This window comes from Flavimaricola marinus (assembly GCF_900184895.1).
Classification (GTDB): domain Bacteria; phylum Pseudomonadota; class Alphaproteobacteria; order Rhodobacterales; family Rhodobacteraceae; genus Flavimaricola; species Flavimaricola marinus.
The window spans coordinates 325,611-339,281 of sequence record NZ_FXZK01000003.1 but is presented as its reverse complement, the minus strand read 5'-3'; the positions used below and the strand labels follow the sequence as shown (position 1 = coordinate 339,281).

15 protein-coding genes and 1 tRNA gene are annotated in these 13,671 nt (G+C 64.8%); 6 read left to right on the top strand and 10 right to left on the bottom strand.

The annotated features are described in order from the left end of the window. Window positions 1-71: 71 nt before the first annotated feature. From cobA to LOM8899_RS10550, 4 genes are all read left to right on the top strand, one after another. Window positions 72-920: a uroporphyrinogen-III C-methyltransferase gene (gene cobA, locus LOM8899_RS10565; RefSeq protein WP_093992167.1), complete on the top strand. Its 849-nt coding sequence runs from the start codon at window positions 72-74 to the stop codon at window positions 918-920. A 75-nt stretch (window positions 921-995) separates the two neighbouring features. Next, a complete protein-coding gene (locus LOM8899_RS10560) occupies window positions 996-2,273 on the top strand; it encodes a cobyrinic acid a,c-diamide synthase CobB (RefSeq protein ID WP_093992166.1) in 1,278 nt (425 codons plus the stop codon). A gap of 43 nt (window positions 2,274-2,316) precedes the next feature. Further along, a complete protein-coding gene (locus LOM8899_RS10555) occupies window positions 2,317-3,552 on the top strand; it encodes an MFS transporter (protein WP_093992165.1) in 1,236 nt (411 codons plus the stop codon). A gap of 69 nt (window positions 3,553-3,621) precedes the next feature. After that, window positions 3,622-4,026: a DUF6157 family protein gene (locus LOM8899_RS10550; RefSeq protein WP_093992164.1), complete on the top strand. Its 405-nt coding sequence runs from the start codon at window positions 3,622-3,624 to the stop codon at window positions 4,024-4,026. Window positions 4,027-4,036: 10 nt separating this feature from the next. Here the strand turns inward: LOM8899_RS10550 and LOM8899_RS10545 are convergent, their stop codons facing one another. The 6 genes from LOM8899_RS10545 to LOM8899_RS10520 all read right to left on the bottom strand — a co-directional run bounded on the left by LOM8899_RS10545 (window position 4,037) and on the right by LOM8899_RS10520 (window position 10,375). Continuing rightward, window positions 4,037-4,804 (bottom strand): phytoene/squalene synthase family protein, encoded by a 768-nt coding sequence (locus tag LOM8899_RS10545; protein WP_093992163.1) that lies wholly within the window; start codon window positions 4,802-4,804, stop codon window positions 4,037-4,039. Next, window positions 4,801-5,511 carry a class I SAM-dependent methyltransferase gene (locus tag LOM8899_RS10540; RefSeq protein WP_093992162.1) on the bottom strand — a complete coding sequence of 237 codons (711 nt, stop codon included), beginning with the start codon at window positions 5,509-5,511 and terminating at the stop codon, window positions 4,801-4,803. The genes LOM8899_RS10545 and LOM8899_RS10540 overlap by 4 nt, the downstream gene beginning before the upstream one ends. A gap of 42 nt (window positions 5,512-5,553) precedes the next feature. Further along, window positions 5,554-7,173, bottom strand: coding sequence for a citramalate synthase (gene cimA, locus LOM8899_RS10535; RefSeq protein WP_093992161.1), 1,620 nt, complete (start codon window positions 7,171-7,173; stop codon window positions 5,554-5,556). 67 nt (window positions 7,174-7,240) lie between these two features. Next, window positions 7,241-8,704 (bottom strand): cysteine--tRNA ligase, encoded by a 1,464-nt coding sequence (gene cysS / locus LOM8899_RS10530; RefSeq protein WP_093992160.1) that lies wholly within the window; start codon window positions 8,702-8,704, stop codon window positions 7,241-7,243. Between the two features lie 258 nt (window positions 8,705-8,962). Further along, window positions 8,963-9,562, bottom strand: coding sequence for a HupA family protein (locus LOM8899_RS10525; protein ID WP_133065010.1), 600 nt, complete (start codon window positions 9,560-9,562; stop codon window positions 8,963-8,965). A 264-nt stretch (window positions 9,563-9,826) separates the two neighbouring features. Continuing rightward, the gene (locus LOM8899_RS10520; protein WP_168770523.1) at window positions 9,827-10,375 is read right to left on the bottom strand and encodes a DUF1697 domain-containing protein; all 549 of its coding nucleotides are present in this window, start codon (window positions 10,373-10,375) and stop codon (window positions 9,827-9,829) included. A gap of 19 nt (window positions 10,376-10,394) precedes the next feature. Here LOM8899_RS10520 and LOM8899_RS10515 point away from each other — a divergent pair, with 19 nt between their 5' ends. Then, on the top strand, window positions 10,395-10,745 hold the full coding sequence (locus LOM8899_RS10515; protein ID WP_093992157.1) for an MmcQ/YjbR family DNA-binding protein: 351 nt from the start codon (window positions 10,395-10,397) through the stop codon (window positions 10,743-10,745). A gap of 24 nt (window positions 10,746-10,769) precedes the next feature. On the opposite strand, the gene LOM8899_RS10510 is transcribed toward LOM8899_RS10515, so the two are convergent. The 4 genes from LOM8899_RS10510 to pdxH form a co-directional block, all read right to left on the bottom strand. Next, window positions 10,770-10,846, bottom strand: a tRNA-Pro gene (locus LOM8899_RS10510). Between the two features lie 52 nt (window positions 10,847-10,898). Next, window positions 10,899-11,372, bottom strand: coding sequence for a DUF192 domain-containing protein (locus tag LOM8899_RS10505; protein WP_093992156.1), 474 nt, complete (start codon window positions 11,370-11,372; stop codon window positions 10,899-10,901). Then, window positions 11,369-11,917 carry a cold-shock protein gene (locus LOM8899_RS10500; protein WP_093992155.1) on the bottom strand — a complete coding sequence of 183 codons (549 nt, stop codon included), beginning with the start codon at window positions 11,915-11,917 and terminating at the stop codon, window positions 11,369-11,371. The genes LOM8899_RS10505 and LOM8899_RS10500 overlap by 4 nt, the downstream gene beginning before the upstream one ends. Before the next feature lie 121 nt (window positions 11,918-12,038). Beyond that, window positions 12,039-12,644 carry a pyridoxamine 5'-phosphate oxidase gene (gene pdxH / locus LOM8899_RS10495; protein WP_093992154.1) on the bottom strand — a complete coding sequence of 202 codons (606 nt, stop codon included), beginning with the start codon at window positions 12,642-12,644 and terminating at the stop codon, window positions 12,039-12,041. A gap of 187 nt (window positions 12,645-12,831) precedes the next feature. On the opposite strand from pdxH, the gene fabI reads away from it, so the two are divergent. After that, window positions 12,832-13,656, top strand: a complete 825-nt coding sequence (gene fabI / locus LOM8899_RS10490) for an enoyl-ACP reductase FabI (RefSeq protein WP_093992153.1) — start codon at window positions 12,832-12,834, stop codon at window positions 13,654-13,656. The last annotated feature ends 15 nt before the right edge of the window (window positions 13,657-13,671 follow it).

The following is a 13,671-nucleotide window of genomic DNA, read 5'->3' as shown; positions in this document are numbered from 1 at the left end:
ATGCCGCCAATGGACAACTGATCGTCGTTTGCCCTCTTTCACCCGGCATCGGCGCGATGCATAAAGAGCGCATGACACCCAAGCTGCCCCCTCACAACTGGCCCACCATCGAACCCGGCTGGGTCTGGCTCTGCGGCGCCGGTCCCGGCGATCCGGGATTGCTGACGCTGCACGCGCTGAATGCCTTGGGGCAAGCCGACGTGGTGGTCTATGACGCGCTGGTGCAAGAAGCGATCCTCGACTGGGCGCCACAGGCCGAGCATATCTACGCAGGCAAGCGGGGCGGCAAACCCTCGCCGCAACAGCGCGACATCTCGCTGCGGCTGATCGAACTGGCGCGGGCAGGCAAACGGGTGCTGCGGCTCAAGGGCGGCGATCCCTTCGTCTTCGGACGCGGCGGCGAAGAGGCGCAGACGTTGATCCAGCACGAGATCCCGGTGCGGATCATCCCCGGCATCTCCGCGGGGATCGGCGGGCTGGCCTATGCGGGGATCCCGGTCACCCACCGCGACGTGAACCAATCGGTCACCTTCGTCACCGGGCACGACCAATCAGGCAACACCCCCTCCTCGCTCGACTGGGCCGCCATCGCCAAGGGCAGCCAGGTCATCGTGATCTACATGGGGATGAAGCACATCGGGCAAATCAGCGCCGCTCTCATCGCAGCAGGTCGGCCGATGAGCGAACCGGTCGCCGTCGTCACCACCGCCACCACCGCCGAGCAACAGGTGCTTGAAACCACGCTCGGCAGCATCGAGGCCGACATCACCAACGCCAAACTCGAACCGCCCGCCATCATCTGCGTCGGCCGCGCGGTGCTCATGCGGCAAGTGCTCGACTGGCAATCCCAGGCCGCTGGCGCGCCGCCGCGCAATCTCGATCCGCTCGGGCGCGACGACGGCACCGCCGCCAGCGCCTGAGACCATGCGCCAACGCCCGCTTCTTCTGGCTCAAAATACGGCCGCCGGAGGCTCCTCCGCCGCCACGGGCACAGCATGGCGGGGCTGATCCTCGCCGCCCCCGCCTCCGGCAGCGGCAAGACCACGATCACCCTCGGGCTGTTGCGGGCGCTGCGCGACCAAAACGTCCCCGCGCTCTCCGCCAAATCCGGGCCCGACTATATCGACCCGCGCTTCCACGAGGCGGCCTCCGGTGCGCCCTGCCCCAATCTCGACGCCTGGGCGATGACGCCGGAACGGTTGCGCCAACTCGCGCAGACGCCGCCGGAGGTGCCACTGATCGTCGAAGGAGCGATGGGGCTCTTCGACGGCGCACCGCCCGACGGACGCGGCGCGAGCGCCGATCTGGCGCGTATCCTTGGCCTGCCTGTGGTGCTTGTGGTCGATTGCGCCCGGATGGCAGGCTCCGTCGCCGCCGTGGTCGCGGGCTTTGCCAACCACGACACGCAGGTGCACATCGGCGGCGTGATCCTCAACCGGATCGGGTCGGCGCGGCACGAGGCGATGCTGCGCCGGGCGCTCGGCCCGCTCGGCCTGCCGATCCTCGGCGCCGTGCCACGCAGCAGCGCCATCGAACTGCCCTCCCGGCACCTCGGGCTGGTGCAGGCCGAAGAGCAGAGCGACCTCGAGGCGTTCCTTCGCGCCGCCAGCCAGACCATGGCCGCACATCTCGACATTCCGGGCCTGCTGGCGCTGGCGCACACCGCCGCGCCGATCCCGGCCCCGGCCCGGCAGACACAGCGCCCCCCCGGACAGGTCATCGCCATCGCCCAAGACCGGGCGTTCCGGTTCGCCTATCCGCACCTGCTGCGCGACTGGCAAGACGCCGGTGCGACGCTGCGCCTGTTCTCGCCACTGGCCGACGATGCGGTGCCGGAGGCCGATCTGATCTATCTGCCCGGCGGCTACCCGGAGCTACATGCAGACGCACTGGCGCAGTCCAGCCGCTTCATGCAAAGCCTAAGAAATGCCGCGCAAGACACTGACATATATGGCGAATGCGGCGGATATATGCTGCTGGGGGACAGCCTCACCGACGCCGCCGGCGAGACCCATCGTATGGCCGGGCTGCTGCGGCTTCGCACCAGCTTTGCCCAGCGCAAACTGCATCTGGGCTACCGAACACTGCACGCCAGCGCAGGGCCGTTCAGCGGCGCTTGGAACGGGCACGAATTTCACTATGCCACGACGCTCTCGGCCGACGGCCCACCACTGTTCAGCGCCCATGACGCCGAAGGCACGGCCCTGCCGCCGATGGGGCTGCGACAGGGCCGGACCTGCGGCTCATTCGCCCATCTCATCGACAAGGCCTGACTGAGCGATTGCGCAGGCCTATTCAAAGGACTACGCAATCCGCATGACAGACTCAGCCCTTATCCCCGACGACAGCCGCGCCAAGCGGAACGTGCTCGTCCTCGTCGGCGCCCAAGCGATCCTCGGCGCGCAGGTGCCCATGCAATTCGTCGTCGGAGGGCTGGCGGGCGGGATGATCGGCTGGAACGCCTGTCTCGCCACCCTGCCGATCTCGATGATCGTGTTCGGGTCGATGACGACGGCGCCTTGGCTCTCGCCGCTGATGCAACGACGGGGGCGGAGATACGGCTTTGTGCTGGGGTCGCTGGCCGGCGGCGTCGGGGCCGCGATCTCGGCGCTGGGGCTCTATCTGGGCCTGTTCTGGCTGCTGCTTCTGGGGTCCTACATGACGGGGATCTACATGTCGGCGCAGGGGTTCTTCCGCTTTGCCGCCACCGATACCGCATCCGACAGCTACCGGCCCAAGGCGATCTCGTACGTGATGGCGGGCGGGCTCTTGTCCGCGATCTTCGGGCCGCAGTTGAACAAAGTCGTGATGGACGCCTTCGTCGTGCCGTTTCTGGGCACCTATCTGGCGATCATCGTTCTCAATCTCGTCGGGGTCTGGCTGTTCCTGCTGCTCGACCTGCCGGGCGGGACCAATAGCGAACCGGCCCCCGAATTCGCGCCCGCACCGCGCAGCCGGGGCGCATTGCTGCGCGATCCGACGATCCGGGTGGCGATCATCTGCGGCATGATCAGCTATGCGCTGATGAACCTCGTGATGACCTCGACGCCGCTGGCCGTGCTCGGCTGCGGGTTCACCGGGTCCAACGCCAACGACATCGTCTCGGCGCATGTCGTGGCGATGTATCTGCCGTCGTTCTTCACCGGGCACCTGATTGCCCGGTTCGGCAGCAAGGTCATCATCGCCACCGGTCTGGCCGTCCTCGCCATGGCCGGGGTCGTGGCGCTGTCGGGGGTCACCTTGGGGAATTTCTTCGGGGCGCTGATCCTTCTCGGCGTCGGCTGGAACTTTGGCTTCATCGGCGCCACGACCATGCTCGCCGGGGCGCATGCGCCACACGAGCGGGGCGTCGTGCAGGGGATGAACGACATGATCGTCTTTGGCGCGGTGACGATGGCCAGCATCGCCTCGGGCGGCATGCTCAACTGCGCCGGCGGGTCGGCGGTCGAAGGCTGGAACATGGTCAACCTCGCGATGGCGCCCTTCATCGCTCTGGCGCTCGGCTCGCTGGTCTGGCTCTGGCTCAAGCCGGAGGCCACCGCGCGGGCCTGATCCCCGTCGGTCTTGACCGGGGGTCGGCCCCGGTCAATCATCGGCCCATCAACCTTCCGGGGGGGCGCGATGCACAGCACCAATTACACCAACACGCTGATCCTGCCCTCGCCCGATTGCAGGGCCGAGGCCAGCGTCGCCCCGCCCAAGCCGGGAACCGTCGCCGCCCTCCAGCACGCGGCGCTGATCGACGCGCCCTACCAGATGACCAGCGACGACCTTCTGGTGCAGATCACGGCCACACGACGGGGGCTGGACAGCGGCGATCATGCAGACCTGCGGCAAGAAATCTTCGCCAAGGGGCAGCCCTGTCTGCGGGCCTCGCCACTGGTCAAGACCTACGGCTGGGGTGTGCACCACGACGGCGAGGGCAAGGTCAGCCTCATCGCCCGCAACAGCCCGGAATTCGCCTCACTCGTCGCTGATGAGAGCATCACTAAGACGCCCGGAATGCGCTCCGGCAAGGGACGCTAGGCGCGCCCGGCTACCAGCGTTTCAAGGCCGAGCGCCAGATCAACCCCGCTCTGCGGCTGAACTCCGACGTCGTCAACCGGCCCTCGGCCACCGCAGCGGGATCCGCCTTGGCCAAGCGGAGCAACGGCCCCGCCCGCCATGCGGTGCGGATCACCGGCACCGCGGCACCGAAGTCTGTGCCCTTTGCCTGCGCCAATGCCGCAAGGCCCGCTTCGGCCAGCGCGCGCACCCCGTCAGGGCGGCCATCCAGCAGCGGCACCCGGCCCCTCGCCTCCAGATCAGGGACAGCCTGCAACCAGCCCGCGATGCCCTGCGCACGGGCCACGGCACGGGCGGCAGGCTCCAGCGCAGGCGCAGCCCCTGCCGCGACACAGCCAAGCCACATCAGATGGCCGGCGGTATGGTCCAGATGCTCGGCAAAGTGGGCCTCATCCTCGAACGGCTCGCGATAGATATCCCAGCGGCGGGCGGCGATCAGCTGATCCAGCGTCTCGGGCGACCACCCGGTCGCCTGCATCGCTTCCGCGAGCGGAGCCGCGACCTCATGGGCGCGGGCGGGTTTGCCGGCGGCGATCTCGGCCACGGCGTCGCGCCACCATTGCAGCCGGATCTCCGCGATCGGCGGCTCGTCGGTCACCCAAGGGGCGCGGGCGGCCTCGATGTTGAGGGCAAAGAGCACGAACAAATGCAGGCGCAGCGGCACCGGCGCGGCCATCGCCGCCAAAAACCTGTCGGGGTCGGATTTGCGAACGATCTCGGCGCAGGCATTCACGCTCATGCAGGCACCGCCACGCAGAGCAGATAGCCCGATTGGTCACGCACCTCACGCCAGGACGCGGCCTCCTGTCGGGCCTCCTGCAAGACCTTGGCAAGTTCCGGCTCCGCGGCTGGCTCCAACTGGGCGATACGCGCCTCCATCGGGGTGTAATAGGCCTCCCAAGCGGCGTCGGACACGACCCGCGAGGCGGAAAGCTCAAAGCCCGCCGCCTCTGTCGCCCGCGCGATCTCGGACACGGTCGGAATATCGCCCTCCCCCTCCCAGAACGCCACAGCCTCCGGCGAAGGGTCCTCGGTCAGATAACAGGGATAGGAAAATGCCACCGCTCCGCCCGGAGCGAGGGCCTCCTCGCGCCACAAGCGCAAACCAGCCTCCAACCCCAGAAAGTAGAGCGCCCCGGCGCACCAGATGAAATCATAGGGTCCGCCGATCCGGGCCAGATCGCCGACAACCGGCGACACCCGCCTATCGCCCTCCCAGGTTTCGGCCACCACCTCGACAAATGGCGCATGCCTGTCCACTGCGGTCACATGGCCCTCCGGTGCAGCGAGAAGCAATGCGGCCACATCGGCCCCCGGCCCACAAGCCGCATCGCAAATCCGGGCGTCAACGGCCACACCGGCAACCTCGGCCGCCCAGGCGACATCCTCGGGCAGCCCCGGCCCCTCACGCGGCAACGCGCTGTGCAGAGTGAAAAAAGCGCTCACATCGGCCCCTTCATCTTGGCAGGAAAACTCATGGCCCGCCCTCTACGACCGCGCCCCGTCCCGGACCAGCTTCCAGACGACGGCATCCACAAGCGCCTCGAAACTGGCATCGACGATATTGGCCGACACACCGACCGTCGACCAGCGACGACCCTGTGCGTCCTCGCTGTCGATAATCACGCGGGTCACGGCCTCGGTGCCGCCATTGGTGATACGGACCTTGAAATCGACCAGACGCATATCGTCGATATAGGCCTGATACGGGCCCAGATCCTTCGACAGCGCCTGATTGAGCGCATTGACAGGGCCGGCGTCCTGCTGCTCGGTCTCACCCTCGTTCTTGTAGAAACTCGTGGTCTTTGCGCCACCGGGCAAGGTCACCGTCACGACGGCCTCGGATTCGACCACCAACTCGCCCTTGGCATTGCGGCGGCGCTCCGAAATCACGCGGTAGCGTTCGACGTCAAAGAACGACGGCAGGCGGCCCATCTCGGCGCGGGCCAGCAGCTCGAACGAGGCCTGCGCCGTGTCATAGGCATAGCCCTGCCCCTCGCGTTCCTTGATGCGGTCGAGAATGCGGAGCAGCGCGGGATCACCCTTATCGAGCTCCAGCCCCGCGTCGGCCAAGCGCACCCGCAGGTTCGACTGACCTGCCTGATTGGACATCGGGACGATGCGCATATTCCCTACCAAGGCGGGATCGATATGCTCATAGGTCGTCGGGTCCTTGGCGATCGCACTGGCGTGCAGCCCGGCCTTATGGGCAAAGGCACTGGCGCCCACGTAAGGGGCCTGCTTCGACGGCACGCGGTTGAGGATCTCGTCGAGCATCCGGCTCACCTTGCGCAACCCGGTCAGCGCCTCCAGCGTGACGCCGGTCTGATACTTGCTGGCATAAGGCTCCTTGAGGAGCAGCGTCGGGATCAGCGTGATCAGGTTGGCATTGCCGCACCGCTCGCCCAATCCGTTCAATGTGCCCTGTATCTGACGTGCCCCCGCATCCACGGCGGCCAGCGAATTGGCCACGGCATTGCCGGTATCGTCATGGGTGTGAATGCCGATGTGATCACCGGGAATCCCGGACGCGATCACCTCCGTCACGATCTGATAGACCTCCTGCGGCAGCGTGCCGCCATTGGTGTCGCACAGCACGATCCAACGAGCGCCAGATGCATAGGCGGCGTGAATGGCTTCCAGCGCATAGGCACGGTTCGCCTTGTAGCCGTCAAAGAAATGCTCGGCATCGAACAGGGCCTCGCGACCCAGGCCCACGATATGGGCAAAGGAGGCGCGGATATTCTCGGTATTCTCCTCCAGCCTGATGCCCAAGGCGGTGGTCACATGAAAATCATGGGACTTGCCCACCAGACAGACCGCCGGGGTCTTGGCATTGATGACCGAGGCCAGAACATCGTCATTGGCCGCCGACCGGCCGGCCCGTTTGGTCATGCCAAAGGCGGTGAGCGTCGCGCGCATCTCCGGGGCGGCCTCGAAAAACGCGCTGTCGGTCGGATTGGCACCGGGCCAACCGCCTTCGACATGGTCAATGCCCAGATCGTCCAAAGCCTTCGCGATGCGCACCTTTTCCTCGGTGGAGAACACCACGCCCTGTGTCTGCTGACCGTCGCGCAAGGTCGTGTCAAAAAGATACAGTCGTTCCATCAGACCGCCCTCCCGGCTTCTTTTGGCCCCAAATACGGACGGCTCGACGCCGCCACCCCGGACAGGCTCATGTCAAACCCTCCAGCTTGGACGCATCGAATTCCGGCCCCGGCTCCCAGCTTGCCTGCCCGCCCAGATCGGTGACGCGAACACCCGCGTCGTTGAGCACGTCACGCAAACGGTCGGCCTCGGCCCAGTCCTTGGCGGCGCGGGCGGCGGCGCGGGCGGCGATCAGGGCCTCGACCTTGGCCGCCACATCGGCATCGACGGCGGGCGTCTCGTCCGCGCCCGACAGCCGGGCCAGATCGGCCCAATCGGTGACGAAGCCCATCAGCTCCAGCCCGGCCGCAAACGGGGCCAACTTGGCGGCCGTCCGGGCCTTGGACAGCACATGCAACCGGGCCATAGCACCCGACGTGTTCAGATCATTGGCCAAGACGCCCAGAAACTCCGGATCCTGCACCCAATCACCGGCCTCCTTCAGGATCGACACCGTTTGCGGCCCATATCCATGGGCCTTCAGAATGCCGAACCAGCCGCGCAAAGTGGCCTCGGCCTCGGCGCGTTTCGCGTCGGTCCAATCCATCGGCTTGCGGTAATGGGTGCTCAGCATGACAAAGCGGATCACCTCGCCCGGCACGCCCTTGTCGAGCAGATCGCGGACGGTAAAGAAGTTGCCCAGAGACTTGGACATCTTCTTGCCCTCCACCTGCAACATCTCGTTATGCAGCCATACATCGGCAAAGCCCTCGCCGGGATGGGCGCAGCACGACTGGGCGATCTCGTTCTCATGGTGTGGAAACTGCAGGTCCATGCCACCGGCGTGAATGTCGAACCGGGCACCGAGCAGTTCATAGGCCATCGCAGAGCATTCGATATGCCAACCCGGACGGCCCCGGCCCCACGGGCTGTCCCAACCGGGCAGATCGTCCGGCGACGGCTTCCACAGCACGAAATCCATCGAATTGCGCTTGTAGGGGGCGACCTCGACACGGGCGCCCGCGATCATGTCGTCCACGCTGCGGCCCGACAGCGCGCCATACTCGGGATAGCTCTCGACCGAAAACAGCACATGCCCCTCGGCGGCATAGGCATGTCCCGACGCCACAAGACCCTCGATCATCGACACCATCGCACCGATCCACTCGGTCGCGCGGGGCTCGATGGTCGGGCGCAAGGCTCCCAGTGCGTCCATATCCGCATGATACCACGCAATCGTCTCGTCAGAGCGGTCGTGGATCAGCTGCTCCAACGTGCCCTCGGCCCCCGCGGCCTTGCGCTTTTGCGCGGTCTCGTTGATGCGGTCGTCCACATCGGTGAAATTGCGCACGTAAGTCACGTGATCGGGGCCGAACACCTCGGCCAGCAGGCGAAACAGAATGTCGAAGACAACGACAGGCCGGGCATTGCCCAGATGCGCCCGGTCATAGACCGTGGGGCCACAGACATACATCCGCACATTGGCCGGATCGATCGGCTCGAACGGGGCCTTGCGGCGGGTCGCAGTGTTGTAGAGCTGAATAGTCGTCATTTTGTCCTCAAACGCAGCACAGGGCGCGGGTTCGCCGCGGGCCTATCGGTTTCAGGTCAAAAAGGAAACGTGAAAGAGCAGCCCGCGAACGTGTTCAGCAGGGAATAATAATGCAAATCTGGATGCACAGGCTCTTCATGAGACCGGTCTTAGCACCGGTCGGCGGATGCGTCCAGCATTTGCTGCGACACATCCGCCCGGCCCGAGGCGAACCCGCGCACGCCCTCGGCGCCCGCCGGGCGGCCCTGCGGTTCGGTCCTACCGGGTTGCGGTCAACTCACCCTGCATGGTCTGGGTCTGCTCGGTCGCGGTGCCCGCATTCGTCACCCACTCGGCGGTGGTATATCCGCGCAGATAGCCGTGGTCGTCTCCAATGAACTGGCCATCGAAGCTCCCGGTAACATCGACGGTCGCCATCGCGGCGGAACCCGAGGTCAGGTTGCCCGAAATATCGACAATCACCGAACTGTCGCTCGGATCGATCGTGCCATTGGTCATCGCCAGCGTGCCGTCAAAGACCGTTCCGCTACCGGCACGGAAATCGAACAGCCTGCCAGAGATCGCATCGCTGCCGAAATCCGCCTGCAACTCGGCCAGGGCCAGAATGGCAGGCGAGGCATCGAGACTGAAAGACGCGGTGCCGACATATGTGACCGAGCCCGTCGCAGGCAGCTGGTGGGTCACGCCTTCCTCAGCCATCTGGCGGGCGGAATCGCGGCGCAACTCATCGTTGATCGCCGAGAGCTGCTGATACGTCACCGCATCGTTCACCGCCGGATCGAGCGAGGCGTCGATGCTCTCGACACCGCAACCCGATAGAACGGCCATAACAATGGCCAAGCCGAAATACTGTCTCACGCTACGCTCCTGCTCTGCAATTCGGGCGATCGACCTATGAACGGTTCTTTGGTCGCCCCTGTCTCGATGTCGTGACGGCGGACACGCCGCACCCGCAAAAAGCCCACGCAAATCGTCAGAAATTGGGCATCGCCCGGGCGTTTTTCCGGCCGCGCAAGGGCGGTCCGGCCGCGCGATTTCACAAGGCGGCCGCCTCCGTCGCCTCTACGGATCCTGCATCAACATCGCAGTTCAAACCACTAGAAAGACATCATATTCCTGCGCCTATGGCGTCAGCATCGCGGCCAGCTTGGCGACCGTGTTCAGATTGCGCGCCGTGACCTCGGTGCCGGTGACCACCCGGGACATGCGCTCGGCCAATTTCGATCGGCCGATACCGTCCGGCGCGTGCAGCCATGCGATCCGGGGCTGACAGACAAAGGTCTCGGTTGGCGCGCGATGCGCCTCCAGCACGGCCTCGTCGATCACGGCCTCCGACCAGAGAAAGAACGCATGGACGTGGCTGCCCTTCTCGGGTTGAAACGGACAGTCGGACAGAGCCGCGCGGATGGCAGCGCCCGGCAGGACCAGCACCGGCACGTCGACGCCCATCCGGGCCACCATCGCCTGTCGGAGGGCCGCAGCCAAAGACCCGGCCTGCCCCTCGGCGGAGAACACGAGGTTGCCGCTGGCGATATAGGACCGGACATCGGTCCAGCCCAACCCGGTCGCCAAGGCGCGCAGATCGGCCATCGGCACCTTGTTTCCGCCGCCCACGTTCACGCCGCGTAGTAACGCCACCCACTCGGCCATGATCGTTGATCCCTCACTCACTCCCCGCCATACTGGCACCATGAGCCGCGATCTGGTCAATGAAATATGCAGCACCCTGCCCGGCGCCGAGGTCTCGGACCCGTGGGGCGGAGAGCACGATGCATGGAAGGTGGGCGGCAAGATGTTTGCCTGCCGGGGATCGCTGCAAACCTCGACCTCCGTGAAAACCGACAGCATCGAAACCGCCGAAATGCTGATAAGCCTCGGGGTCGGTGAAAAGGCCGCCTATTTTCACAAATCGTGGATCAGCCTGCCCGACGGCACTGAGGCAGACGAACTGCGGCACCGGATCGAAGCGTCCTACCGGATCATCCGCAAAGGGCTGACCAAAAAGATGCAAGCCACGCTCGGGGATTACCCCGGCTGCTGAGCCACCCGTCGATTTTAGTGAAATTGGTCGGGGCGGAGAGATTCGAACTCCCGACCCTCTGTTCCCAAAACAGATGCGCTACCAGACTGCGCTACGCCCCGAACCGACGCCCTCATAAGACGGGCGGCAGCGATTGAAAAGCCCCAAAAGTGTTTAAGATGCACAGGGGGCCGCTGCGGCCGCGCCAATCGAGGGATGTTGCAGCACATCACCGGGCTCGATGCCAAGCCGGCCGGCCATGCCGCCGTTGATCTCCAGCACGAATTTCACGCCCTCGCCGCCGTCGATGGTGGTTTCGTCGAGGGGAACGGCGTTCTCGTGAACCGTCAGGACAGTGCCATCCGGGCCGGCAAACAGCATGTCGAGCGGGATCAGCGTGTTGCGCATCCAGAATGTCGCGCGCTGCGGCGCGTCATAGACGAACAGCATGCCCGCCATCGTCGGCATTTGTTCCACATACATCAGGCCGCGACCGCGCTCGGCGCTGTCATCCGCGACCTCGACGGTGAAATTCGCCTGCCCCCAGTCGCCGCGCACGGTGACGCGATCCTCGCGACAGGCGGCGGCAGCAGAACTGGCCCCCGCGGCACTCAGCAGCAAGAGCGCGACCGAAATCCATCGTCTCATTCAGACCGTTCCCGACGTTGCCGGACAGCCATGTCCCAGGCCAGCACTTCGGCCGCCATGCGACCGCGCTTGCCTTCGATCACCTTCAGGCAGACCGCCTCCCCGACCGCGAGATCGGAAAAGCCTGATTGCCTGAGCACCTCGATATGCACGAAAATATCCTCATCCTGGCCGAACACATTGCCAAAGCCAAAGCCCTTGACCTTATCGAACCACTTTATCCGAACCGGCTCAAGCGGCAGGTTGGCGATATATTCGGGATCGTATTCGGCAATGTCGGTCAGGCCCGCACCGGCAGGATTCTCCGGTGGGGTGATCTCGAGAACCTCGTAGGCCTGAACCCCACGCTCGGTCTGCTGCACAACCAGACGGATACCCGCCCCGTCGGCCAAAGAACTCTGCCCGAAATTGCGTAACACGTTGGCGTGCAGCAGGATGTCAGGCCCACCTTCGTCGGATACAACGAAACCAAACCCCTTTGCAGGGTCAAACCACTTTACCCGGCCCTCAACTTCGAGGCGATCTCGCTTGTCGGACGTGTCCATTAAGATTCTTCCACAGGCATCACGGTTTCGTTACTTGGACAGCACTTTCTGAGCAGTCCATGCAACAATGCGCATATAAACAAGGGCGTCGCAACCCCCTGCAATTCACGAAGCGTGAAATTCAGGGGTTCAATCGGGTCTTTTTCCACGGCATTTCGATCGTCTCCCGCGTCCAGCGGAACCGATCGTGCAGTCGAAACGCACCATCGGCCCAGAACTCCATTTCAATCGGGACAATCCGGTATCCGCCCCAATGCGGGGGCCGGGGTGGATTGGTCCCCTTGGTGGCCGTTACACGCGCCACCTCGGCCATGAGCGCCGCCCTCGACGAAAGCGGGCGGGACTGCGCCGACGCCCAAGCGCCCAACCGGCTCTGCAACGACCGGGAGGCATAGTAGGCTTCCGCCTTCGGACCATCCTCGCGGCTTACAAGCCCGCGGACCCGAATTTGGCGTGCCAGCGACTTCCAGTGTAGCACAAAAGCGGCCTTTCCGGAGGATTCAATTTCGATGGCCTTCTGGCTTTCGTAATTCGTATAGAACACGAAGGCGTCCGGCTCGATCTCCTTGAGCAGGACCATGCGCACGTTGGGCATGCCGTCCGGATCGACGGTCGACAGGGCAATCGCGTTGGGATCGCTCGGCTCGGACTTGGCCGCCTCGCTCATCCACGATTGCGCCAGAACAAAGGGGTCGTCCCCCGCAAAGATACCGGTTCGGTCGCTCATCAAGGGCCTCCTTACGGTGCGAATCCTACGCCCCGCCCTGCCGACTTACAATGCCCAGACGCCCCCATGCGACACAGCCATCTCTGTCTTGATGCAGGGGCCGCAATCGCCTAAACAAAACAGGCTCTTGCCCCTGGCCTGTGCCTGTGGCGGCAGCGTGACAATCTGAATCCAAGGGGGCAGGTCCATGACGGCAGGGCTGATGCAGGGAAAACGCGGGCTCATTATGGGGCTCGCCAACGACAAATCCATCGCATGGGGGATCGCCAAGGCTCTCTCCGACGCGGGTGCCGATCTGGCCTTCTCCTATCAGGGAGAGGCTTTGAAAAAGCGGGTCGGTCCGCTGGCCGCCTCTCTGGGCTCCGACATCGTGCTACCCTGCGACGTCGGCGACGAGGCGTCCATCGACGGGCTCTTCGACGGACTCAAGGAGCATTGGGACGGTCTCGACTTCATCGTCCACGCCATCGGTTTCTCGGACAAGAACGAATTGCGCGGGCGCTACGTCGACACCAGCCGCGACAACTTCACCATGACGATGGACATCTCGGTCTATTCCTTCACCGCCGTCATGCAGCGGGCCGAAAAGATGATGAGCAAGGGCGGCAGCGCCATCACGCTCACCTACTACGGGGCCGAACGGATCATGCCGCATTACAACGTCATGGGGGTCGCCAAAGCGGCGCTCGAAGCATCGGTGCGGTATCTGGCAGAGGATCTGGGCAAGGACGGCATCCGGGTGAACGCGATCTCTGCCGGCCCGATCAAGACGCTGGCGGCATCGGGGATCGGCGATTTCCGCTACATCCTGAAATGGAACGAGTACAACTCGCCGCTGCGCAAGAACGTCACCATCGACGAGGTCGGCGGCTCGGCGCTGTATCTTCTGTCCGATCTGTCGTCCGGGGTGACGGGCGAAACGCATCACGTCGACGCCGGCTACCACGTTGTCGGCATGAAGGCCGTCGACGCCCCCGATATCGAAGCGCCCAATCGCAAGGACGAAGGCTGACGCCGTCGGGCCATC

Excerpts from the sequence above, each read along its gene's own strand:
- cobA (WP_093992167.1), top strand. The coding sequence starts at position 72 with ATGACACCCAAGCTGCCCCCTCACAACTGGCCCACCATCGAACCCGGC.
- LOM8899_RS10560 (WP_093992166.1), top strand. The coding sequence starts at position 996 with ATGGCGGGGCTGATCCTCGCCGCCCCCGCCTCCGGCAGCGGCAAGACC.
- LOM8899_RS10555 (WP_093992165.1), top strand. The coding sequence starts at position 2,317 with ATGACAGACTCAGCCCTTATCCCCGACGACAGCCGCGCCAAGCGGAAC.
- LOM8899_RS10550 (WP_093992164.1), top strand. The coding sequence starts at position 3,622 with ATGCACAGCACCAATTACACCAACACGCTGATCCTGCCCTCGCCCGAT.
- LOM8899_RS10545 (WP_093992163.1), bottom strand. The coding sequence starts at position 4,804 with ATGAGCGTGAATGCCTGCGCCGAGATCGTTCGCAAATCCGACCCCGAC.
- cimA (WP_093992161.1), bottom strand. The coding sequence starts at position 7,173 with ATGGAACGACTGTATCTTTTTGACACGACCTTGCGCGACGGTCAGCAG.
- cysS (WP_093992160.1), bottom strand. The coding sequence starts at position 8,704 with ATGACGACTATTCAGCTCTACAACACTGCGACCCGCCGCAAGGCCCCG.
- LOM8899_RS10515 (WP_093992157.1), top strand. The coding sequence starts at position 10,395 with ATGAGCCGCGATCTGGTCAATGAAATATGCAGCACCCTGCCCGGCGCC.
- LOM8899_RS10505 (WP_093992156.1), bottom strand. The coding sequence starts at position 11,372 with ATGAGACGATGGATTTCGGTCGCGCTCTTGCTGCTGAGTGCCGCGGGG.
- LOM8899_RS10500 (WP_093992155.1), bottom strand. The coding sequence starts at position 11,917 with ATGGACACGTCCGACAAGCGAGATCGCCTCGAAGTTGAGGGCCGGGTA.
- pdxH (WP_093992154.1), bottom strand. The coding sequence starts at position 12,644 with ATGAGCGACCGAACCGGTATCTTTGCGGGGGACGACCCCTTTGTTCTG.
- fabI (WP_093992153.1), top strand. The coding sequence starts at position 12,832 with ATGACGGCAGGGCTGATGCAGGGAAAACGCGGGCTCATTATGGGGCTC.